This window comes from Microtetraspora niveoalba (assembly GCF_001570405.1).
GTDB lineage: Bacteria > Actinomycetota > Actinomycetes > Streptosporangiales > Streptosporangiaceae > Microtetraspora > Microtetraspora niveoalba.
This window is the reverse complement of record NZ_BBYM01000006.1, coordinates 13,793-36,021: the sequence shown is the minus strand read 5'-3', so window position 1 is coordinate 36,021 and position 22,229 is coordinate 13,793. Positions and strand designations below refer to the sequence as shown.

Below are 22,229 nucleotides of genomic sequence, written 5' to 3'. Positions count from 1 at the left end.
CGAGGGAAATGCGATTGCGGCGGAACGGGCGGGTTCGCGACCCTGAACGTCATGAGCACGCCCTACCGGCAGATCCGCGCCGCCTACACGGAGGAGTCCGTCACCGTCTACCAGGCGTACGACCCGGCGATCGCCGGGCCCGCCGTCGCCGCCGGGCGGTTCGTCCCACCGTTCAAGCGCGAGCGCATGACGTGGATCAAGCCGTCGTTCCTCTGGATGATGTACCGCTGCGGCTGGGCCGCGAAGCCGGGGCAGACCCGCGTGCTGGCGATCGACGTCTCCCGCGAGGGGTTCGAGTGGGCGCTCGGGCACGCCTGCCTCAGCCACCACGACGGCGCCGACCGTGAGGCGTGGGCGGAGCGGCTCCGGCGCAGCCCCGTACGCATCCAGTGGGACCCCGAGCGGGACCCGCACCACACCCCCCTGCCGCACCGCTCCATCCAGATCGGCCTGTCCGGGGAGGCGGCCGACCGCTACGTGGACGAGTGGATCGTGGGGATCACCGACGTCACCGGCCGCGTCCGCGACATCCACGCCGCCCTCAGGGACGGGCGGGACGTGGCCGGCCTGCTCCCGGCCGAGCGCCCCTATCCCCTGCCCGCGCCCCTCGCGCGCGCCGTCGGCGCCACCCCGGACGACCCCGCCTGACCGCGTACGGCCCCGGAAGGAGCCGCCACGCGCGACGGGTGAGCGCACGGGCGGCGGCTCATCCGGTCACCCGCAGGCATCCAGACCGGGAAGGAGGCGCGGTGCCCGTCGCGTCAGGCATGTGAGCGCCTGCGCGGCGGCTCATCGGGCCACCCGCGCCCCCGGGCATCGGGCGCGGGACACACCGGGACTACCGTCCGGACGGCGACGCCGCCTGCCCGCTCGGCGGGGGCGGGAGGAACAGGGCCTCGGCTCCGACCGGGGTGAACCCGGCGGCCAGGAAGGCCCGGACGCTCGCCGCGTTCCCGGGCGCGATCTGCGCCCACACCACCCGCGCTTCACGCCGGCCGGCGGAGCGGCCTCCCCCGGGCTCCTCACCACGCCCGGCGCCCGGCTCCTCGACCCGACCGACACCCGAGCCCGCACCATGACCGACGCCCGGCGCCTCAGCCGGTTCCTCCCCTTCGCCGGCACCGAGCAGGTGCCGTCCGGCGCGGGCCAGCGCCGCCCCGAGCCCCCGTCCCCGGTGGCCGGGGTCGACCTCCACCGCGATCTCCCAGCGGCCCGCCACGCCCCGGCCCAGCATCACGATCCCGCCGTCCGCCCGCCACACCCGCACCCCGTCCCGGTGCCGCAGGGCACGGCGTACCCGGGGATGGGCCCGATCGACGATCTCGACGAGCGGCACGGGAGGCGGGCCGGGAAGCGGCCCGGCGACCATGAGCATGTCGACGTTGTTCACCCTGCGCCCGGTCCGCTCCTCCAGGGCGCCGAGGAACGGCGGGTTCAGCGGCGCGGACAGATCGTCCTCCGGCAGCAGGCCGCGCGCCCACGCGGGATCCACGTCCGCGAAGACGAGGGTGTGCGCGGTGAAGGCGATCACCCCGCAGTCCCGCGCGTTCGGCTGGCCCAGGATCCGCACCGTGCCGTCCGGATCCGGGAACACGCCGTCGCCGGCCGCGTCCAGCACCTCGGCCAGCGGATGCGCCGGGCCCCTCATCGCCGCACCGGCATGGCAGGCAGGCGGAACGCCACCATCGGCGCACCGGGGCCGGCCTGCGGGCACGATCCCGCCCGAGGCGTCCTCGGGCCCGCCGTCGCGGGCACGGGGCGCATGGACCTCACCACAGGTCCCACCTCTCCTTGGTGAACCGGGAAGCTACAGGTCCGTGCCCTTGCCGACGGCGCGGCCGATCACCAGGCGCTGGATCTGGTTGGTGCCCTCGACGATCTGCAGGACCTTCGCCTCACGCATGTAGCGCTCGACCGGGAACTCCTCCACGTAGCCGTACCCGCCGAGCACCTGGACGGCGTCCGTGGTGACCTTCATGCAGGCGTCGGTGGCGAACAGCTTGGCCATCGCCGCCCGCGTCCCGTACGGCCGGCCCGCGTCGCGCAGCCGGGCGGCCGACAGGTAGAGGGCCCGCGCGGCCTCGATCGAGGTGGCCATGTCGGCGAGCATGAAGCCCACGCCCTGGAAGTCCACGATCCGCGAGCCGAACTGCCGCCGCTCCCGCGCGTACGCGGAGGCGGCGTCGAACGCGGCCTGGGCGAGCCCGACCGCGCAGGCGGCGATGCCGAGCCGCCCGCCGTCGAGCGCGGCCATGGCGATCCGGAACCCCTCGCCCTCCGCGCCCACCAGGGCGTCACGGCCGAGCCGTACGGCGTCGAACCGGACCTGGGCGGTCGGCGAGGAGCGCATGCCCATCTTCTTCTCCCGCGCGCCGAACGACAGGCCCTCGGCCGTCGCGGGGACGTGGAAGCACGAGATCCCCTGCCCGGTGCGGGCGATGAGCGTGTAGAAGTCGGCGACGCCGCCGTGGGTCGTCCACGCCTTCACCCCGTCGACCGTGAAGCCCGCCTCGTCGGCGACCGCCCGCGTCGTCATGGCGGCGGCGTCCGACCCGGACTGCGGCTCCGACAGGCAGTACGCCCCGAGGAGCTCCCCGCCCAGCATCGCGGGCAGCAGCGCCGCCCGCTGCTCCTCGTCCCCGTACGCGGCCACGGGGAAGCACGACAGCGTGTGCACGGACAGGCCGAGCCCGACCGCGAGCCACCCGGCGGCCAGTTCCTCGATCACCTGGAGGTACACCTCGTACGGCTGGGCGCCGCCGCCGTGCTCCTCGGGGTAGGGCAGGCCGAGCAGTCCGGAGGAGCCCAGCAGCGTGAACAGCTCCCGGGGGAACCGTCCGGCCGCCTCGTCGGCCGCCGCCCGCGGCGCGACCTCCTTCGCGACGAGTTCGCGGACCAGCTCGATCAGGTCGCGGGACTCCGGCGTGGGCAGAATTCGGTCGACGGTCATCGCAGTGCACTCCAGCCCTGAAGGGGTACGGACTTCGCAAATCGGGGTGACCGGGATCACCGGCCGCCCCGATTGTGACACCTCGCCCCCTTCAGCGGACAGGGGCGTCACACGATGACGAGCTCGCGGGTGGTGTGGTTCAGCCGCTCGCCCGCGGTCTCGCCGCAGACCACGATGTCCTCGATGCGCGCGCCGTGGCGCCCGGACAGGTAGATCCCCGGCTCGACAGAGAACGCGAATCCCGGCTCCATCAGGGTGGTGTTGCCGGACACGATGTACGGGTCCTCGTGGGTCTCCAGGCCGATGCCGTGCCCGGTCCGGTGGATGAAGTGCTCGCCGTACCCCGCCTCGGTGATCACGTCACGGGCGGCGGCGTCGACGGACTCGCAGGTCACCCCGGGCCGTACGTGGGCGCAGGCCGCCTCCTGGGCCTCCTTGAGCACCTCGTAGTACTTCGCGAACTCGGGCGACGGCTCGCCCACGCAGTAGACGCGGGTGGAGTCCGAGCAGTAGCCGCTCGGCATCGTGCCGCCGATGTCCACCACCACCGGGTCGCCCGGCTGGATGACCCGGTCGGACAGCTCGTGGTGCGGGCTGGCGCCGTTCGGGCCGGAGCCGACGATCACGAAGTCGACCGTGACGTGCCCGGCGGCGAGGATCGCCTCGGCGATCTCCCTGCCCACCACGCGCTCGCTGCGGCCCGCCTTGAGGAACTGCGGCACCTGGGCGTGGACGGCGTCGATCGCGGCCCCGGCGGCCCGCAGCGCCGCGATCTCGGCCGGGGACTTGCGCGCCCGCAGCGGGCCCAGCACCGACCCGGCCAGCACCTGCTCGGCACCCGGCATCGCCTCGCGGAACCGCAGCGACTGCATGGCCCACATCCGGTCGGCGAGCCCCACCTTGGCCACCGAGCCGAGCCGGTGCGCCACATGCGCGTACGGGTCGTCCGTCTCGTCCCAGGCGACGAACTCGACGCCGAGCCGCGAGGCGGGCGAGTGCTCGGCGGCCGGCAGTTCGAGCCGCGGGACCATCATGAACGGCTCCCCGGAGGCCGGGACCACCAGGCAGGTGAGCCGCTCCAGAGGCAGCGCGTCGTACCCGCTGACGTAGCGCAGGTCGGGACCGGGAGTCAGCAGCAGCGCGCCGAGGCCGGCGGCCGCGGCGGCCTCCCGCACGGCGGCGAGGCGGGACACGGGAAAGAGATCAGAGGACGTCGTTGTCACGCGATCCAATCTAACGAGGGACACGCGATCGGCCTACACCAGGTGGCCCGTCCGGAGCGGCCCCGGAACGCCGGGATCGCAGGTCCGGGGCCGGGTCCGGCCCCCACCCCCCGGTTCGTGGGGTCGGCTCGCGATGCTACGCTGCGCGTCGGAACAATCACTTTCCGTTCCCCATCCCTTCCTGCTCGAGGAGCTGCTCAACCATGATCGCCGTAGCTGGCGGCGCCGGCTCATGCCCTTCGTTCACCGGCGAACGCACAGTGGTCCCCACGACGACCGCGGAGATCGTGGACCGGCTGCGCACGCAGCTTCTCGAGGTGCGCGAGCAGGCCGCCGAGGATCGCACCATCACCCTGGCGCTGCGCGACGCGATCCTGCCCGAGCCGGGAGGCTCGATCGACCTGCCGCACGCCCGGGTCGCGGTCCGCTACGTCCCCGCGGAGAAGGCGGCCAGCCTCGGCGGCGACTGGTACGAGGCGGCCCAGCTCCCGGACGGGCGCATGCTCCTCGCGATCGGGGACGTGTCCGGCCACGGGCTGCCCGCCATCGCGCAGATGGCCCAGTTGCGGCACGCCCTGGTGGGACTGACCATGACCGGCGAGTCCCCCGACCGGCTCCTCGCCTGGCTCAACGAGCTGGTGCTCAGCCGGCTCGACGAGACCACCGCGACCGTGATCGTGGGCCGGTTCGACCCGGCCACCCGCGTCTTCAGCTGGGCCCAGGCCGGCCACCTGTCGCCCATCCTGGTCCGGGACGGCGTCGCCCGCCAGCTCCAGCCGCCGCAGGGGGTGGTGCTCGGCGCCGCGCCCGGCCCGAGGTACAGCGTGGCCGAGATCCCGCTCAGGCCGGACGACCTGCTGCTGATGTTCACCGACGGCCTGGTGGAGCGGCGCTCGCGCGACATCGACGAGGGCCTCGCCCTGACCCTCGACGCGGCCGAGACGATATCCGGGCACGACGACCTCGACCCGGGCCTCGACCGGCTGCTCGACGCGCTCGGCGGCCCCAACCCCGAGGACGACACCTGCCTCCTCGCGGTCGGCGTCCTCGACGGCTGACACCGCCCCGCCGCCCCGGGTTCCCGGCGGGAACCCACGGGCGGCCGCACGAAAGGGAGCGGGCCGGGAGGAAGCAGGCCAGGACAAGTAGGCCGGGAGGAGCGGGCCGGGAGGAGCGGGCCGGACACGAGCCGCGCCACCGCCACTGCGGAGCGCGACAATGGACGGGTGCTGATGCTTCTGGACACCCCGTCGCTCTACTTCCGCGCCTTCTACGGCGTGCCCGATTCGGTCACGGCGCCGGACGGCATGCCGGTCAACGCCGTACGCGGCCTCATCGACATGATCGCGACCCTGGTCCGCGACCACTCGCCCACCGGTCTCGCCGCCTGCATGGACGCCGACTGGCGGCCCGCCTTCCGGGTCGCGGCGATCCCCACGTACAAGGCGCACCGCGTGGCGACCGGGGATCAGGAGCAGGTGCCCGACACGCTCGTCCCGCAGATCCCCGTCATCGAGGAGTTCCTCGACGCGGCCGGCATCGCCCGGCTCGGCGCCGACGGGTACGAGGCGGACGACGTGATCGGCACCCTGGCGTACCGCGCGGCGGGGGCGGTGGACATCGTCACCGGCGACCGGGACCTGTTCCAGCTCGTGGACGACGCCAAACCCTGCCGGGTCCTTTACACAGTAAGGGGAATCCGCAACCTGCAGACGGTCGACGAGGCGTTCGTCGCGGGGAAGTACGGCATCCCCGGTCAGGGATACGCCGACTTCGCCACGCTGCGCGGCGACCCGAGCGACGGCCTTCCCGGCGTCCCCGGCATCGGCGAGAAGTCGGCCGCCGCGCTGGTCAGCCGGTTCGGGTCGCTCGACAAGCTGCTCGCGGCGCTGGACGAGGGCGTCCAGGAGGGTTTCCCGGCCGGGACCCGGGCCAAGCTGGCGGCCGCCCGCGCGTACCTCGACGTCGCGCCCACGGTGGTGAAGGTCGCGCACGACGCCCCGGTGCCCGCCGCCGACCTGGCCTGCCCGGCCGAGCCGCGCGACCCCGCGCGCCTGGTGGCCCTCGCCGACAGGTACGGCCTGGACGGCCCGCTCAACCGCCTGCTCTCCGCGCTCTCCGCACGCGCCGCCTCCTGATCCGCGGCGGCAGGGGCCCGTCCGCCCGGAAAACCCGGCTCCCGTCGCATGGGCGGGCCCCGGGGAGGCGCCTCCCCGGGGCCCGGTGCGGTAGCCGCGGGAGGCTACTTCTTCAGGCTCCAGCTCGTGCCGTACCCGCCGAGGTGCAGCGCGAGGAAGAACAGTCCGGCGACGCCGAGGGTGGTCACCGTGAGGACGGCGCCGACGGCCCAGCCGCCGATGGCGAAGACCAGTGCTGCGAGGAAGAACAGCGCGGCGAGGAGAGCGAACATCCCTACCTCCAGGGACCCGGGGGGCTTGTTATAGGGAGATTTCCGGCCAGATCACCCGAGAACCTTGCCGCACGGTTACTGTGCGCGAACCGCCCGCTACAGGCCCCCGACCGGGCGGTCAGTTCGTCCCGCGACCACCCGCCCACGCCGGGCAGGGGACTTCCCCGCGACCCGTTCGCCGCGCGGCCCGGCGCGGGTCGCGGGTCAGCTCACCGACGAGTACGCGACGACGCCGCGGCGCAGCGCGTCGATGGCCTTGTCGGCGTTCTCCCTGACCTTGCTCCCGGACGGCGCGGCGTCCCTGAGCTGGCCGAGCAGGTCGAGGAGCTGCTTCATCCACCGGACCAGGTCGCCCGCGGCCAGGTCGCAGTCCGTGAGCACGGCGTCGAGGCTGTGGCCCTTCGCCCAGCGGAACGCCGCCCAGGCGAACCCGAGATCGGGCTCCTTCGTGAACGAGAGTCCGTGGTCCTCCTCGATGGACTCCAGCTCGCCCCACAGCCGGATCATGGCCCCCAGCGCCTCCTGGGCGGGCCCGGCGGGGATCCGCGGGCTGCGGGCGTCGTCCGACTGCCGCGACTCGTAGATCAGGGAGGACACGCAGGCGGCCAGCTCGGCCGGGTCGAGCCGCTCCCACAGGCCGGCGCGCAGGCACTCCGCGGTGAGCAGGTCCAGCTCGGTGTAGAGCTTGGCCAGCCGACGGCCCTCCTGGGTGACGTTCTCGCCGTCCAGGTAGCCGAGCTGATCGAGCACGCCGCAGACCCGGTCGAAGGTCCGCGCGATGACGTGGGACCGCCCCTCGACCCGGCGGCGCAGCCCCTCGGTGTCGCGCAGCAGCTTGTGGTACCGCTCGGCCCACCGGGCGTGGTCCTCGCGCTCGTCGCAGCCGTGGCAGGGGTGCTGGCGGAGCTGCCGGCGCAGCCGCAGGATCTCCTCGTCCTCGGTCACGTGGTCCCTGGCGCGGGGCGGCTTGCCGAGATCACGGTCACCGATCTTGGCGTGCATCGTGGAGACGAGGTTGGCCCGCTCCTTGGGGACGCGGGCGTTGAACCCCTTGGGGATCCTGATCCGCTCGACCGGCTCGACCGGCACCGGGAAGTCGGCCGGGGACAGCCGCTTGACCTGCTTGCCCGCCGTGAGCACGAGCGGGGCCGGCCCCTCGCCCCTGACCTTGACGCCGGGGTCGAGGACCACCGCCAGGCCCGCGCGCCGCCCGCCGGGGACGCGGATGACGTCGCCCGGCTTCAGCTCCTCCAGGGACCGTACGGCCTGGGCCCGGCGGGCGGCGCCGCGCTGGCGGGCCAGCTCGGACTCGCGGTCCGACAGCCGCCTGCGCAGCCCCGAGTACTCCTGGAAGTCGCCGAGGTGGCACGTCATGGCCTCGGCGTAGCCCTCGAGGGCCTGCTCGGACTTGCGCAGCTGGCGGGCGAGCCCGACGACCGCCCGGTCGGCCTGGAACTGGGCGAACGAGTCCTCGAGCAGGGCGCGGGCCCGGACCCGGCCGACCTGCCCGACGAGGTTGACCGCCATGTTGTACGACGGGCGGAAGCTGGAGCGCAGCGGGTACGTGCGGGTGCTGGCGAGCCCGGCGACCGCGACCGGGTCCATGCCGGGCTGCCACACCACGACCGCGTGGCCCTCGACGTCGATGCCGCGCCGCCCGGCCCGGCCGGTGAGCTGCGTGTACTCCCCCGGCGTGAGGTCGGCGTGGGTCTCGCCGTTCCACTTGTCCAGCTTCTCGATCACGACCGACCGGGCGGGCATGTTGATGCCCAGCGCCAGCGTCTCGGTGGCGAACACCGCCTTGACGAGGCCCTTGGTGAACAGCTCCTCGACGACCTCCTTGAACGCGGGCAACATGCCCGCGTGGTGGGCGGCGAGCCCGCGCTCCAGGCACTCGCGCCACTCCAGGAAGCCGAGGACGGCCAGGTCCTCGTCGGGCAGGTGGGCGGTGCGCTCGTCGACGATCTGCCGGATCTCGTGCCGTTCCTTCTCCGTCGTCAGCCGCAGCCCGGCGTACAGGCACTGCATGACGGCGGTGTCGCATCCGGCGCGGGAGAAGATGAACGTGATCGCGGGCAGCAGCCCCTCGGCGTCGAGCTTCTCGATGACGGCGGGCCGGTCGGAGGCGGGACCGCGCCGCGGCCGGGAGTAGCCCCGCCGTCCCCGGGCCTGCGCCAGCCGCACCTCGTCCCGGGAGATCCGCATCAGGTTGGGGTTGATCCGCAGCACGCCGTCGCCCTCGTTGGCGAACAGGTCGTACAGGCGGTTGCCGACCAGCATGTGCTGCCACAGGGGGACCGGGCGGTGCTCGTCCACGATGACGGTTGTCTCGCCGCGGACCTCGCCGAGCCACTCGCCGAACTCCTCGGCGTTGCTGACGGTGGCGGAGAGCGCGGCCACCCGCACCGACTCGGGCAGGTGGATGATCACCTCTTCCCACACCGCGCCGCGGAACCGGTCGGCGAGGTAGTGCACCTCGTCCATGACCACGTAACCGAGACCGGCGAGCGTGGCGGACCCCGCGTAGAGCATGTTCCGCAGGACCTCGGTGGTCATGACGACGATCGGCGCCTCGCCGTTGACGCTGTTGTCCCCGGTCAGCAGGCCGACCTTGGCCGCGCCGTAGCGGCGGACGAGGTCGTTGTACTTCTGGTTCGACAACGCCTTGATGGGCGTCGTGTAGAAGCACTTGCGGCCCTGCTCCAGGGCGAGATGGACGGCGAACTCCCCGACCACGGTCTTGCCGGACCCCGTGGGGGCGGCGACCAGGACGCCGTCGCCGGCCTCCAGGGCCTGGCAGGCGTCGATCTGGAACTCGTCGAGCTCGAAGTCGTACAGACCCCGGAACGAGGTGAGGGCGGGCCCGCTACCGGCCTGCTGCTCACGGAAGGCGGCGTAGCGTTCCGCAGGCGTGCTCATGCGTCCAACCCTACCGATCCCGGCATGATCGGCTGTCCTCGGCCGCATGAGGCTGAGTGGGGCTGAGTGGCGCTGCATGAGGCTGTGGAGATCAGAGCCTAGATCATCCGCCTCGCCGGCATAGGCGGTATGAGGCGGTATGAGCCCGCTGCTCCCCATTTGTTCTCCGCACGGGGGCCACGCAGGGATCTTCCTCGCCCTCCGCGAAGACCCGAGAGGGGAAGGCTCCGCGTGGGGTGACCACAGAGGTGGCCCTCCATGGTGGGCGATCACCGGTCGTCTCCGACGGCCTCGGTGACGAGCCGTCCCGGCGTCGACGGGATCGCGGTTCCTCAGACGTCCCCGATGAGCGCGAAGGCGAAGGCGAGACGCCGATCCAGCCATTCCTTGCGGATCCTGACCTCGGCGCTGCCCTCCGACGTCATCACGACCTCCTCACCCGACCGCCATTCGAGCGAACGGGGCCTCCTCCCCCGGTCCGAATCGCCGGGGCTGGAAAGCAGGCCGTCGAGGGCTTCGTGGAGCACCCGTTCGGCCGCCCGCCCGGCGATGTCCTTGACGCCGCCGCTCGCCCACTTGTTGCGTCCGGTGATCTCCGGATGTCCCGGCTGCTCGATCCGCCAGGTGTGCCGGAACGGGCGCTTCGGCGGGATCCGACGCGACGGGCTCCACCGGCGGCTCATCGGCTTTCCTGGTCCTGCCGAACGCCACGACTGCCTCCTGATCGCTTGATCTTCCGGGAAGCGACGACTCTAGCCGCGCCCCGCATGCCACGCGGGCCGGCGGACCGGAACATTCGTGCAATCCACCGGCGGCACGGACGGCGACAGTGGGCCCATGATTACTTCCATGGGGATCGGCGACCCCGCCGGCCGGACGACGCCGATCCGCGATCTCCTGACGGGGAGCCGGGCGTGAGACGCGCGGGAAGCCGCCGAAAGCGCCGCATCGTCGCCCCGGTCGTCCTCCTCGCGGTCGTCGGGCTGCTCTTGGCGAACGCGATGGTGGTGTCGGGGCAGGAGGCCGAGGCCGCGGGGGGTTCGACCCTGCCCCTCGACGGCGGGAACGTCCACGTGCGCCAGGACGGCCCGCGCGACGCCCCGGCACTCGTGCTGATCCACGGGCTCGCCGGGTCGACCCGCTGGTGGGAACCGCTGGTTCCGATGCTGGCGAAGTCCTATCGCGTCATCCGGGTCGACCTGCTCGGGCACGGCCGGTCGGCCAAACCGGCCGGCGGGGGCTACACGATCCCGGAGCAGGGGCGCCGGGTCGGCGAGGCGCTGGACCGGCTCGGCGTGAAGCACGCCGTCGTGGTCGGCCATTCCACCGGCGGCTCGGTCGCCACCGCTCTCGCCGAGCGACGGCGCGACCTGGTGACCGCGCTCGCGCTCATCGACTCCGGGCCCCGTCCGGACGCGTTCATCTCCGACGGGTTCGTCGGACAGCTCCTGTTCATCCCCGTCGTCGGGCAACTGCTGTGGCGGTTCCGGACCGACACGGTCGTTCGCCGGGGTCTGGACACGGCGTTCAGCCGCCGCGGCTACCAGGCCCCGCAACAGCTCGTGGACGATGTGCGCGGGATGACGTACCACGCGCTCACCGCGACATCACGGGCCGCCGACGACTACCTGGCGCAGCGCGCGCTCCCCGATCGGCTGACGGCCCTCGGCACGCCGCTGCTGGTGGTCTTCGGTGAGGACGACCGGAGATGGCGAGCCTCATCCGCCGACGGCTACCGTGCCGTTCCGGGCGCGAGAGTCGAGTTGCTGCCCGGTGTCGGACACTCGCCGATGCTGGAGGATCCGCCGCGGACCGCCGCCCCCCTCCTGGCCTTCGCCGCGGCCCACACCACCACTTCGGCGGAACACCCGGCGGACGGCGGATGAGCTCGGAATCAGGGCCTCAGTTGGCGCAGTCCTGATCGTTGAGGGCGAGGACCATCTCGGAGATCCGGCCGCGCCGCAGCAGGAAGTAGTAGGAGGCCTTCGGGTTGCCCGGGACGGCGACGACGGGACCGCCGCTCGCCGATCGCCTCAGCCTGGGGTAGGCCTCCTTCAGCTCCGTCTCGGTGGAGCCGATCCTGATCCCCTGAGGGGTCGTGACGCCCTTGGGGGCGAAGATCATCGCCACGCCGCGCCTCTTGGAGATGTACAGGCCCACGTTGTCGCGGCCGGTCGGGTGCGCCTTCAGGTCCCAGCCCGTGCACGGGCTCCAACTGGGCTTGGACACGATCTTCCTGGTGGCGCGGGCCTGCTTGGTGCTCATCCCGAGCTTCACCCCGCCGAATCCGAACGGCCCCAACGTGCCGGTCGCGTACGCGGTGGAGCCGGCTGCCGCGGCGGCCGCGGCGGGTGCGACGCCGCCCGGCAGCACCCCCGCGGCCAGGGCCACCACCAGCGCCGGACGGCCCAGCCGCCGGAGAACCGCGTGCTTCATCGTGCTTCCTCCATCATTGTCGTGGGTCATCCGCCGGCGCGCCCGAGGATCGCTCGCGGGGTTCTCGACACGTCGCCTGCACGGCGTCCGCGCGCGCGTCGGTGACCTCGGCCGCCCCCTCACACACTGAACGCGGGCGAGACCGCGGCGGTGACAGGAGATCGTCTTCTCGCGCCGAGAAGCTAGTGATCTCCGCTTGGAGATCGCTGGGAGTTCGGTTGAGGTGCGGTGCGGCCTCGGCCCGGCCGGGAAGGCCGCGATGACGACCGGGCCGCCGAAGCCGGGGGCGGCTCCCCCGCGGCGCTCAGCGAAGCCAGCCGCGGGCCGCCGCCTCCACACCGGCCTGGAAGCGAGTCGTGGCGCCGAGCCGTTCGATGATCGAGGCGATGCGGCGGGTGGCCGTGCGCGCGCTCACCCCGAGCTGGCGCGCGATGGCCTCGTCCTTCAACCCGGCCTTGAGCATCCGCAGCAGCAGCAGGTCCTCCGCGCTCGGCCCCTCCGGGGCGGACGGGGGCGCGTCGACGAGCGGCGTCGCCCGCTCCCAGTACGCCTCGAACAGCTCGATGAGCGCGTCGAGCAGGCCCGAGGCGCGGATCAGCACGATGTTGTCGTAGACGCCGCCGACCAGCGGGACCAGCGCGACGCGGCGGTCCATGATCCGCAACTTGAACGGCAGGCTGGGCAACATCCTGGACCGCTCGCCCGCCCCGGCCAGCCGGACCAGCACCTCGAACCGGCCGGGGCGCTCCATCGACTCGGGGCAGTACACGCTGCGGACCTCCACGCCGCGCGCCATCATCTCCCGGGTGACCGCGAACTCGGTCTCGTTGGTGTCCGGGGAGCCGTCCGCCCATTCCAGGTAGGGCGGCCGGTCGAGCACCCACAGGTGGGTGGCGACCGAGCGCGTCAGCTCGTCCACCCGCCGGTTCACCGCGTCCCGCCCGGACAGCACCTCCACCAGGCTGCCGGGGTCGGTCCGCAGCCGCCCCGCCTGGTACACCCGCGCGAACTCGGTCACCGTCGCCCGCACCTCGGCGAGCGCCGCCTGGGCCTCCAGCCGGCGCCGCTCCACGAGCGACCCGAGCGCCGCCTCCGGTCCCGCCGGCTCGTACCTGCCGGGAGCCGTACGGCGGACCAGGCCAAGGCCGGCCAGTCGCGCCAGCGCGTGCCGGACCCGGGCTCCACCGGTCTCCAGCGTGTCGGCGAGATCGGGGAGGCGCAGGTCGGGCCGTCGCAGCAGGAGGCGGTACACCCGTTCGTCGAACTCCCCGACGCCCAACGGGCCGAGAACGGGGTCGTCCTTCACCTACCACCTTCACGTGCCGCACTCTTGGCGATTTCCGCCATTTGACCGAAGACGCCAGCAGCATATCTCGACAAGTTCCGGCCGCTCCGCGTTCACTTCTTCTGTCCACTCCGGGCCGATCTTGCCCAGTGGGCAACATCCCCACCTCTCCCCCAAGAGGAGCAATGCACAGTACGACCCGACGCGCCGGCGCGTACGGCGCGGCCGCGCTCGCCGCCGCCCTGGCGATCGCGGCGACCCCCGCCCAGGCCGACACCCCTCCCCCCGCCGCCGGCACCCCCGGCGCGTACATCGTCACGCTGGCGGACAAACCGCTCATCACCTACGAGGGCGGCGTGCCCGGCATCGCCGCCACCAGGCCCGGCAAGGCAGGCAAGGCCGACACCACCAGCGCGAACGCCAAGCGCTACCAGGGCTACCTCAAGGACAAGCACGCCAAGACCGCCCAGAGCGTGGGCGCGCGGCCGGTGGAGAGCTTCTCCGTGGCCGCCAACGGCTTCACGGCCGACCTGACGCCCGCCCAGGTGGTGAAGCTGCTCGCGACGGACGGCGTCGTCTCCGTCGTCCCCGACCGGCTGCAGAAGGCCCTCGACGACCACAGGTCCACCGACTTCCTCGGCCTTTCCGGCGAGACCGGCCTGTGGTCCAGGCTCGGCGGCACGGCGAAGGCCGGCAACGGCGTCGTCGTCGGCGTGATCGACACCGGCATCTGGCCGGAGAACCCGTCGTTCGCCGGGCCGCCGCTCGGCGCGGAGGGGCCCACGGCGGAGGAGCCGTACCGGCCCTACCGGCAGGGCTCGACCACCGTGATGAAGAAGGCCGACGGCGGCACGTTCACCGGCGTCTGCCAGACCGGCGACGAGTTCACCGCGGACCTGTGCAACCAGAAGGTCATCAGCGCCCGGTACTTCGGCGACGCCTGGATGCGCGGGGTCCCGCCGGAGAAGCGGGCCGACTACGTCTCACCGCGCGACGCCCAGGGGCACGGCTCCCACACCGCCTCCACCGCCGCCGGCAACACCGCCGTGAAGGCCACCGCGGCCGGCATCGACTTCGGCGAGATCTCCGGAGTCGCGCCCGGGGCCGCGATCGCCGTCTACAAGGCGCTCTGGCAGGGCAAGGACGACCACAGCACCGGCGGCGCCCTTTCGGACATCCTCGCGGCCATCGACCAGGCGGTCGCCGACGGCGTCGACGTGATCAACTACTCCGTCGGCGGCATGTGGGAGAGCGCGCACGACGACCCCGTCATGCTCGCCTTCGGCAACGCCGCCGCGGCCGGCATCTTCGTCGCCGCCGCCGGGGGCAACAGCGGGCCGACCGCCTCGTCGCTGGACAACACCCCGCCGTGGGTGACCACGGTGGCCGCGAGCACGCTCGCGTCGTACTCGGCCGAGCTGGAGCTGGGCGACGGCACCCGCTACCAGGGCGTGAGCACGACCGTGAGCGCGCCCTTCGGTCCCAAGCCGCTGGCCTCGGCCGTGTCGGTGAAGAACGCGACGGCCTCCGACAGCGACGCGAACAACTGCGCCCCCGGCACCCTCGACCCGGCCAAGGCGACCGGGAAGATCATCATCTGCCAGCGCGGGGTCATCGGCCGCACCGTCAAGTCCTCCGAGGTCAAGCGGGCCGGCGGCGTCGGCGTCGTGATGGCGAACCCGTCCGACCAGGACATGAGCGGCGACGTCCACGCGGTGCCGACCGTCCACATCAACTGGCCGGACACGCAGGCCGTGCTGGACTACGCCGCGACCCCGGGCGCCACCGCCACGCTCCTGCCGAGCACCGCGAAGAGCGCGCCGTACCCGCAGGTGGCGCCCTTCTCCTCGCGCGGCCCGTCCGAGGTCACCAAGGGCGACCTGCTCAAGCCGGACATCGCCGCTCCCGGCGTCTCGATCCTCGCGGCCGTGGCCCCTCCCGGGAACGACGGCAAGGACTTCGACTTCCTCTCCGGCACCTCGATGGCCGCCCCGCACATCGCGGGCCTGGCCGCCCTCTACCTGGGCGAGCACCCCGACTGGTCGCCGATGTGGATCAAGTCGGCGATGATGACCACGGCGTTCGACACCAAGAAGGCCGACGGCACCCCGAGCACCGACGTGTTCGCGCAGGGCGCCGGGCAGGTCGACGCGACCCGGATGCTCGACCCCGGCCTGGTCTACGACGCCGGTCCCCAGGACTGGCTGGGATACCTGGAGGGGCTCGGCGTCCGCACGGGCAGCGGCGTGGCGCCCGTCGCCGCGAGGGACCTGAACTATCCCTCCATCGCGATCGGCGAGCTCTTCGGCACCGCGACGATCACCCGCAGGGTCACGGCCGTCACCCCCGGCGTCTACCACGCGAAGGCCGAGCTGCCCGGCATGAAGGTGAAGGTCAGCCCGCCCACGCTGCACTTCAAGCAGCCGGGCGAGACCAAGGAGTTCACGATCACGGCGGACATGCGTGACACGGAGTCCGGCGTCACCGTCACCGGCTCGCTGACCTGGACCGGGGCCGGCCGCACCGTGCGCAGCCCCATAGTGGCGACCCCGCTCGCCGCCGTCGCCCCCGCCCAGGTTCAGGGCTCCGGCGCGTCGGGCTCCGTCTCGTTCGACGTGACGCCGGCGACGAAGAAGTTCCCCATCGAGGTGTACGGCATGGCCTCGGCGGCGCCGACCGCCGGCTCGGTGAGCCAGAACGACATCTGGGGCACCGACATCCCGGTCGAGGTGCCGGCCGGCACGAAGGCCGTCCAGTTCACCGCCCGCCCGGAGAACCCGGACGCGCGGCTGACCATGCTCGTCTCCCGCTTCCGGGGCGGCGCCTGGGACATCGAGTACATCTCCGAGATCCAGACCGCCGACGCCACGATCAGCGTCGCGACCCCCGAGCCCGGGACGTACCACATGGTCGTCCTGACCCTGGAGGACCTGCCCGGGACCACCGCGACGCCGTTCACCGTGCAGGCGAACGTGGTCGGCGGCGGCAAGGGGAAGGGCGGCCTGACGCTGACGCCGAAGAAGCCCAAGGTCACCCCGGGGCAGCCGGTCACGCTCACGGCCACCTGGTCGGGGCTGTCCGGCGCTCGCCACACCGGCTTCGTCGAGTACCCGAACGGCACGGGAACGGTGGTCAGCGTCAACTGACTCCGGCCCCCGCCCAGGTCCGGCCCGGCCCCCCGCCCGACGCGGGGCCGGGCCGGCCTGTCTCTCAGCGGGCGCCGTAGTCGCCGAGGCCGCGCTCCAGCAGGTCGAAGCCGATCTCGGCGGCGGCCACCGCGTGCGGGTACGCCGCGTCGGCCGAGCCGTGGACGATGACCAGCCTGAAGTTCTCCGATTGCAGCGCCCGCCACAGGCTCATGACCTGGCCGGCCGCCACCCGCGCCCGCAGGTCCACCGGGTCGCTCTCCCGGAGTTCGCGGACCGCGGCGGAGTCGACCGGCGCACGGACGTCGTGCGCGCCGGGCCCCCGCTCGTCGAGGGCCGCCGCCAGCAGATGCTCACCGCGCAGCGAGAACAGGTAGAGGCGGGCGGCCAGGGCCGGTGACTCCTTCACCAGGTTGATCACCCGCAGGAGCGCCGGGTCGTCGTTGAGGCCGGTCTCCGGCGCGCGGGCGGCGAGCCGCTCCAGGAAGACCCGCCGGAAGGCGGCGACGACCGGCTCGCCGGGCGCCCTCCCGGCGGCGATGGCGGCCGGGTCGGTGAGGTGCTCCTCCATCGGGCCGAGGACGATGTCCTCCTTGGTCCGGAAATAGTTGAACACCGTCATCTTCGAGGTGCCGGCCCGCTCGGCGATCTCCGCGACCGACACGTCGTCGAACCCCCGCTCGCCGAACAGCTCCACCGCGGCGCGGAAGATCGCGTTCCAGGTCTGCCGCTTCTTGCGCTCGCGCAGCCCCATCTCAGCCATGACCAAACCTTACAGGCAAAATTTAGACTCAGATCATGTCTTGACCGGATACAAATTTTGACTCAGTCTAAGCACCATGACCGAGTCACAGAAGAAGCTGGCGGCTCTCGGCTGCCTCCTCACCCTGGTCCTGGCGATCCTGGACCAGAACGTCGTGTCCACGGCCTCCGTGGCCATCGTCCGGGACCTCGACCCGGCCGGCGGGCTCGCCCGGCTGCCCTGGCTGATCACCGTGTACGCGCTGGCCGCGACCGCCGCCCTCCCCCTCTACGGCAAGCTGTGCGACGCCTACGGCGCCAAGAGGATCTATCTCGGGGCGGTCGCGCTCTTCCTCACCGGCTCCGCGCTGTGCGGGCTGTCCCAGAACATGGGCGAGCTGATCGCGGCCCGCACCGTACAGGGACTCGGCGGCGGCGGGCTGATGGGCGTCACGCTCGTCGTGATCGCCCACCTGGCCCCCGCCGAGGAGCGCGCGAGGGCGGGCGGGGTCGGCGGCCTGATGACGGGCCTCGGCATGGTCGTCGGACCGCTGATCGGCGGCCTGTTCACCGACAACCTGAGCTGGCGCTGGATCTTCTACGTCAACCTGCCGATCGGCCTGTTCGTGCTGGCCGTCGGAGCGGCGACGCTGCGCCTTCCGGACCGGGGGCCGCGGCACAGGATCGACTACCCGGGCGCCGCCCTCGTCGCGGCCGCCGCCGTCGCACTGCTGCTCGTCACCGAATGGGGCGGGCGCGAGTACGCCTGGGACTCGCCCGCGATCCTCGCGCTCTGCGCCGCCTTCGCGGTGCTGCTGGCCGCCTTCCTCGTCCGGCAGTTCACCGCGCCCGAGCCCATCCTGCCGCCGAGCCTGTTCCGCGACCCCACCCTGCGGATCGCGCTGCCCCTCCAGCTCCTGACGGGGTTCGGCATGATCGGCTCGATCGTCTACACCGTGATCTATCTCCAGGTGGTGCGGGGCGTCCCCGCCACCGGCTCCGGGCTGTACCTGCTCCCGATGGCGGCCGGCATGACCGTCTCCGGCCTCGCCTCGGGCGGGTTCGTCGCCCGCGGCCACAGCACGAAGCCGTACCTGGTCGCGGGCCTGGCCCTCGCCGCGGCCGCCGCCGCGTTGTTGTCCACGCTCGGCACGGGCACGTCCCAGTGGATGCTCGGCCTGGACCTGTTCCTGCTCGGCACCGGGTTCGGCCTCGTCATCGGCATCGTGATCATGATCGCGCAGAACGCCGTGCCCGTGTCGCTGCTCGGGGTGGCCACCACCTCGGTCCGTTTCGCCCAGACGCTCGGGTCGGCGCTCGGCACCGCGGTCTTCGGGGTCGTCCTCACCCGGGTGGTCGCCGGCGAGCTGCCCGGATTCGACGGTCTCGCCCGGATCGGCTCGCTGCCCGACGGCGTACGGCGCCGCGCGCTCGAGGCGGTGACCTCCGGCATCGACACGGTGTTCCTGTGCGCCGCGGGCGTCCTGTCGGCCGCGCTGGTCCTGGCGACCCTGCTGAAGGCCGGCGGGGGCGAGCCGGCGGAGAGCGCCGAGGGCGGGTCCCTGCCGGTCACGACCGGCTGACCCCGTCGCGGACGACCGCTCTCAGCCGGGCAGCAGGACGCGCAGCGCGCCCGGCTCCACCGAGCAGGTCACGGGGACGGGGCCGACCCGCTCCCCGTCGGCGTAGGCCACCACGCCGGCCCCCTGATCCGCCGCCTCCAGCGTCACCCGGGCCGCCCTCCGGATCGTGACCGCCGGATGGCCGACGTGCCCGCCCCGGTAGACCTTCGGGAACGTACGGAGGAACTCCCCCTTGGGCACCGCCCCCAGGACGAGCACGTCGAGCAGGCCGTCGTCCGGCCGGGCGTCCGGGCAGACCCGCATCCCGGCGCCGTACGAGCGGGTGTTGGCCACGGCGACCAGCATCGCCTCCCGCTCGACGACCTCCGTGTCGCCTTCGCGTTCAAGGACGATCCGGAACGGGATCGGGGTGAAGGCGCGCAGCTCCTGGACCAGCGCGACGAGGTACTTCGCCATCCCCGGCGGCCACGTGATGCCGTTGGCGCGCTCGTTCACCCGGGAGTCGAACCCGCAGGCGACGACTCCGGCGAACCACCTGTCGCCGCCCTCCCCGGCGATGCGGGCGGCGTCCACCGCGCGGATCACGGTGCCGGAGGACTCGTCACCCACGGCCACGGCCGCCGCGGCCAGCGGGTCGCGGGGGACGCCGAGCGCGTCCGCGATGTCGTTGCCCGTGCCGGCCGGGACGATGCCGAGGGGCACCCCGGTCCCGGCCACCGCCTGCACCGCGAGATGCACCAGGCCGTCGCCGCCGACCGCGACGAGCGCGTCCGCCCCTAGCGCGACCGCCGTACGAGCCCGGTGGAGGGCGTCCTCGGCCGAGGCGCCGACGATCACGCGCACGTCGCGCCCGCCCTCGCGCAACCGCCGTACCACGGGGCCGGCCACCCGGCCGGCCCGGCCGCCGCGGGCGGCAGGGTTCACCAGGACGACGAGATCACCGCGCACACCCGGAACCTACCCGGACGAATCCCCCCAGTCGAGGCCCTGAGCGATCTCCCCCGGGGGAACCGGACGCGCGCCTACCAGTCGTCGTCGGCGGCGGCGGCGGGCGCCCCGTCGAGCTCCTCTTCGAGGGCCTTGGCCCGGGCGGCCTCCTCCGCGTCGCGCTTGCGGTCACGGAAGTACATGATCCCCTCGGCGGCGAAGAACAGCAGCACCATCGGCATGGCCAGCGCCAGCATGGTGAACGGGTCCTGACTCGGCGTGGCGACCGCGGCGAAGACGAAGAACCCGAAGACGATCATCCGCTGGTGCTTGGCGACCGTCTTGAACCGCAGCACCCCGAGGATGTTGAGGAACACCATCAGCAACGGCATCAGGAACGAGATGCCGAAGATGAGGAGCATCATGATCAGGAACCCGAGATAGTCGCCCACGTCGATCAGCGGGACGGCGTTCATCGGGACGAACCCCAGCAGCAGTGCGAGGCCCTTGTCCAGGGTGAAGTACGCGAGAGCGGCACCCGCGCCGAACAGCGGAATGGCCAGGCCGAGGAAGGCCAGCGAGTAGCGCCGCTCGTTCTGGTAGAGGCCCGGGGTGACGAACGCCCAGATCTGGTAGATCCAGACCGGCGCGCTCACGACCGCGCCGAAGATCGCCGCGACCTTCAGGTTGATGAAGAACCCGTCCAGCACGCCGTGCACGACCAACGTGCAGCCGGTGCCGCCGTTGAGCTTGTACGCCTCGGGAAGCCGGCAGAACGGCCCCGTCATGAAGGTCCAGATGGGGTCGAAGAAAACGAATCCGACGATCGTGCCGACGAGCACGGCCAGGATCATCTTGACCAGGCGGTTGCGCAGCTCGCGGACGTGCTCCATGAGGGTCATGCGACCGTCGTCGCCGGCGGGGGCGGCCGTGCTGGACCGCTTCAGCAGCGCCATCTGGGGATCCTTACGGCGGGGAGGGAGATCAGCTCGACGACTGGTCCTTCTGCACCTGCGAGACCGGCACACCGTTGACCGTGGGCTCGGCGGCGGCCTTCTTCAGACGCTGGTTCTCCTCCTCCAGCGCCCGGAGCCGCTCCTCGACGGACGAGGCGGCGGTGACCTGCTGCGGCTGCGACGCGACCGGCTCGGCCTGCGCCTTGACCACGGTGGCCTCGGCGTTGGCGCCCGCGTCGTCGTCGCGGAGCTTCGCGGTCTCCCGCTTGAAGAGCCGCAGGGACTGGCCCAGCGCCTTCGCCGTGTCCGGCAGCCGCTTGGCGCCGAACAGGAGCAGTACGACCACGGCGATGATGATCAGCTCAGTGGGGCCCAAGTTGCCCATAACGCATCCTTAGCAGAGCAGGGAGTACCTCAGCCCCGATGGTACGCGGTGCGGTGGGCAGTCTTCACCCATGCCCGTCCTGGTTGGTCCCTATCCGCACCCGAAATTCGCCTGAGTGGCGCTCCAGCCGCTGCCGCGTCCTGTCCAGCTCCCGGCTCAGGCCGCGCGCCGCGACGAAGACCCGGGACGCCAGGACGCCGAGCACGGCGAGGCCGATGACGGCCAGCCCGACCGCGGTGGAGATCCAGATCATGACGCGCAATCGTACCGACGTCCCGCCTCGGCCGTTGACCGAGGCCGGCCCGCTCAGGCCACGCGTTCGTAGTTGGCCAGGGCCTGCCGCGCGGCGCCCGCGACCTGCTCGGCCAGGGACGCGGGCGCGAGCACCCTGCCGTTCTCGCCCAGCCGGAGCGCGAGCCGTACGAGCCAGGACTGGTCGCGGACACGGAGGGTGACCCGCAGGCGGCCCTCGCCCAGCTCGGTGACCTCCTCGCAGGGGTAGTACTCCGCGACCCAGCGGCCCATGGGGGTCACTTCCAGCTCGACGAGCTCATCGCTTTCGGACGGCCGGAACACCCCTTCGGCGACGTCCATCGGCTCGGCCCCGGCCGGAGGGTCGGCCGGCACGTCGAGGACCTCCACCTCGACGATCCGGTCGACGCGGAACATCCGCATGGCCTCGGCCCGGTAGCACCAGCCTTCGAGGTAGTGCCTGCCGTCCACGAGCACGACCCGGATCGGGTCCACCTCGCGGGGGGTGATCTCGTCCCGGCCGGGCACGTAGTAGCTCAGCGACAGCCGCCTGCCCCGCCGCGCCGCGTCCGTGATCACGGCGTGCGCGCCGGGCGCCGCGCCGATCTCCACCTGGACCTGCGCGCTGACCGTGGCCGCGCCCTCGCCCGCCGCGCTCTCCAGCTTCGCGATCACGCGGCCGAGCACGTCCATGTCCCTGAACTCGGGCAGCTCGCCGAGCATCCGCAACGCCACGAGCAGGGCGCTCGCCTCGTCCACGCCGAGCTTGAGCGGCCGGGCGATGGTGTCGGCGTTGTCGATCAGGATCTCGCCGCCGTCCCACGAGACGTCGATCAGGTCGCCGGGGGTGTGGCCGGGGAGCCCGCACATCCACACGAGCTGGAGGTCGTCGATGAGCTGCTTCTCCGACAGGCCGAACAGCTCGGCCACCTCGGGCACCTCGGCGCCCGGGTGCGACATCAGGTACGGCACCAGCGCGAGAAGGCGCGGCAGCCGGTCGGAGCTCATCGCTCGTT

At 72.7% G+C, this 22,229-nt stretch carries 20 protein-coding genes; 6 read left to right on the top strand and 14 right to left on the bottom strand.

The window, feature by feature from the left end:
• The first annotated feature begins 51 nt into the window (after positions 1–51).
• Complete coding sequence (locus AWQ70_RS05915) at positions 52–648, top strand: DUF4291 domain-containing protein (RefSeq protein ID WP_067171519.1); 597 nt, start codon at positions 52–54, stop codon at positions 646–648.
• Between the two features lie 190 nt (positions 649–838).
• On the opposite strand, the gene AWQ70_RS05910 is transcribed toward AWQ70_RS05915, so the two are convergent.
• The 3 genes from AWQ70_RS05910 to AWQ70_RS05900 form a co-directional block, all read right to left on the bottom strand.
• Positions 839–1,648: an N-acetyltransferase gene (locus AWQ70_RS05910; protein WP_067171517.1), complete on the bottom strand. Its 810-nt coding sequence runs from the start codon at positions 1,646–1,648 to the stop codon at positions 839–841.
• 159 nt (positions 1,649–1,807) lie between these two features.
• Positions 1,808–2,950, bottom strand: coding sequence for an acyl-CoA dehydrogenase family protein (locus tag AWQ70_RS05905; protein ID WP_067171515.1), 1,143 nt, complete (start codon positions 2,948–2,950; stop codon positions 1,808–1,810).
• 107 nt (positions 2,951–3,057) lie between these two features.
• Positions 3,058–4,173 carry a M24 family metallopeptidase gene (locus AWQ70_RS05900; RefSeq protein ID WP_067171513.1) on the bottom strand — a complete coding sequence of 372 codons (1,116 nt, stop codon included), beginning with the start codon at positions 4,171–4,173 and terminating at the stop codon, positions 3,058–3,060.
• 203 nt (positions 4,174–4,376) lie between these two features.
• Between AWQ70_RS05900 and AWQ70_RS05895 the strand changes: the two genes are divergently transcribed.
• Positions 4,377–5,231, top strand: a complete 855-nt coding sequence (locus AWQ70_RS05895; RefSeq protein WP_084516563.1) for a PP2C family protein-serine/threonine phosphatase — start codon at positions 4,377–4,379, stop codon at positions 5,229–5,231.
• A 174-nt stretch (positions 5,232–5,405) separates the two neighbouring features.
• Positions 5,406–6,311: a 5'-3' exonuclease gene (locus AWQ70_RS05890; protein ID WP_067171785.1), complete on the top strand. Its 906-nt coding sequence runs from the start codon at positions 5,406–5,408 to the stop codon at positions 6,309–6,311.
• Positions 6,312–6,415: 104 nt separating this feature from the next.
• Here the strand turns inward: AWQ70_RS05890 and AWQ70_RS39770 are convergent, their stop codons facing one another.
• From AWQ70_RS39770 to AWQ70_RS05880, 3 genes are all read right to left on the bottom strand, one after another.
• Positions 6,416–6,583 carry a hypothetical protein gene (locus AWQ70_RS39770; protein ID WP_169806557.1) on the bottom strand — a complete coding sequence of 56 codons (168 nt, stop codon included), beginning with the start codon at positions 6,581–6,583 and terminating at the stop codon, positions 6,416–6,418.
• Between the two features lie 204 nt (positions 6,584–6,787).
• The gene (locus AWQ70_RS05885) at positions 6,788–9,502 is read right to left on the bottom strand and encodes a DEAD/DEAH box helicase (protein WP_067171510.1); all 2,715 of its coding nucleotides are present in this window, start codon (positions 9,500–9,502) and stop codon (positions 6,788–6,790) included.
• Positions 9,503–9,834: 332 nt separating this feature from the next.
• Entirely contained in the window at positions 9,835–10,185 is a 351-nt protein-coding gene (locus AWQ70_RS05880) for a hypothetical protein (protein ID WP_067171508.1), read from the bottom strand.
• 231 nt (positions 10,186–10,416) lie between these two features.
• Here AWQ70_RS05880 and AWQ70_RS05875 point away from each other — a divergent pair, with 231 nt between their 5' ends.
• Positions 10,417–11,388, top strand: coding sequence for an alpha/beta fold hydrolase (locus AWQ70_RS05875; RefSeq protein ID WP_245646763.1), 972 nt, complete (start codon positions 10,417–10,419; stop codon positions 11,386–11,388).
• Positions 11,389–11,404: 16 nt separating this feature from the next.
• Here AWQ70_RS05875 and AWQ70_RS05870 read toward each other — a convergent pair whose 3' ends face one another.
• Positions 11,405–11,938 carry a hypothetical protein gene (locus tag AWQ70_RS05870; protein ID WP_084516562.1) on the bottom strand — a complete coding sequence of 178 codons (534 nt, stop codon included), beginning with the start codon at positions 11,936–11,938 and terminating at the stop codon, positions 11,405–11,407.
• A 304-nt stretch (positions 11,939–12,242) separates the two neighbouring features.
• A complete protein-coding gene (locus AWQ70_RS05865) occupies positions 12,243–13,244 on the bottom strand; it encodes a LuxR C-terminal-related transcriptional regulator (protein WP_067171506.1) in 1,002 nt (333 codons plus the stop codon).
• A gap of 164 nt (positions 13,245–13,408) precedes the next feature.
• Here AWQ70_RS05865 and AWQ70_RS05860 point away from each other — a divergent pair, with 164 nt between their 5' ends.
• On the top strand, positions 13,409–16,369 hold the full coding sequence (locus tag AWQ70_RS05860) for a S8 family serine peptidase (RefSeq protein ID WP_067171504.1): 2,961 nt from the start codon (positions 13,409–13,411) through the stop codon (positions 16,367–16,369).
• A gap of 64 nt (positions 16,370–16,433) precedes the next feature.
• Here the strand turns inward: AWQ70_RS05860 and AWQ70_RS05855 are convergent, their stop codons facing one another.
• On the bottom strand, positions 16,434–17,132 hold the full coding sequence (locus AWQ70_RS05855; protein ID WP_067171502.1) for a TetR/AcrR family transcriptional regulator: 699 nt from the start codon (positions 17,130–17,132) through the stop codon (positions 16,434–16,436).
• A gap of 76 nt (positions 17,133–17,208) precedes the next feature.
• Here AWQ70_RS05855 and AWQ70_RS05850 point away from each other — a divergent pair, with 76 nt between their 5' ends.
• The gene (locus tag AWQ70_RS05850) at positions 17,209–18,693 is read left to right on the top strand and encodes an MFS transporter (RefSeq protein ID WP_067171500.1); all 1,485 of its coding nucleotides are present in this window, start codon (positions 17,209–17,211) and stop codon (positions 18,691–18,693) included.
• A gap of 21 nt (positions 18,694–18,714) precedes the next feature.
• Here AWQ70_RS05850 and AWQ70_RS05845 read toward each other — a convergent pair whose 3' ends face one another.
• The 5 genes from AWQ70_RS05845 to AWQ70_RS05825 all read right to left on the bottom strand — a co-directional run bounded on the left by AWQ70_RS05845 (position 18,715) and on the right by AWQ70_RS05825 (position 22,221).
• Positions 18,715–19,641: a diacylglycerol kinase family protein gene (locus AWQ70_RS05845; protein ID WP_067171498.1), complete on the bottom strand. Its 927-nt coding sequence runs from the start codon at positions 19,639–19,641 to the stop codon at positions 18,715–18,717.
• Positions 19,642–19,715: 74 nt separating this feature from the next.
• The gene (gene tatC, locus AWQ70_RS05840; RefSeq protein WP_067171496.1) at positions 19,716–20,576 is read right to left on the bottom strand and encodes a twin-arginine translocase subunit TatC; all 861 of its coding nucleotides are present in this window, start codon (positions 20,574–20,576) and stop codon (positions 19,716–19,718) included.
• A gap of 28 nt (positions 20,577–20,604) precedes the next feature.
• On the bottom strand, positions 20,605–20,961 hold the full coding sequence (gene tatA, locus AWQ70_RS05835; RefSeq protein ID WP_067171494.1) for a Sec-independent protein translocase subunit TatA: 357 nt from the start codon (positions 20,959–20,961) through the stop codon (positions 20,605–20,607).
• A gap of 64 nt (positions 20,962–21,025) precedes the next feature.
• A complete protein-coding gene (locus AWQ70_RS05830) occupies positions 21,026–21,214 on the bottom strand; it encodes a hypothetical protein (protein WP_067171492.1) in 189 nt (62 codons plus the stop codon).
• 53 nt (positions 21,215–21,267) lie between these two features.
• Complete coding sequence (locus AWQ70_RS05825; RefSeq protein WP_067171490.1) at positions 21,268–22,221, bottom strand: helix-turn-helix transcriptional regulator; 954 nt, start codon at positions 22,219–22,221, stop codon at positions 21,268–21,270.
• Between the last annotated feature and the right edge of the window lie 8 nt (positions 22,222–22,229).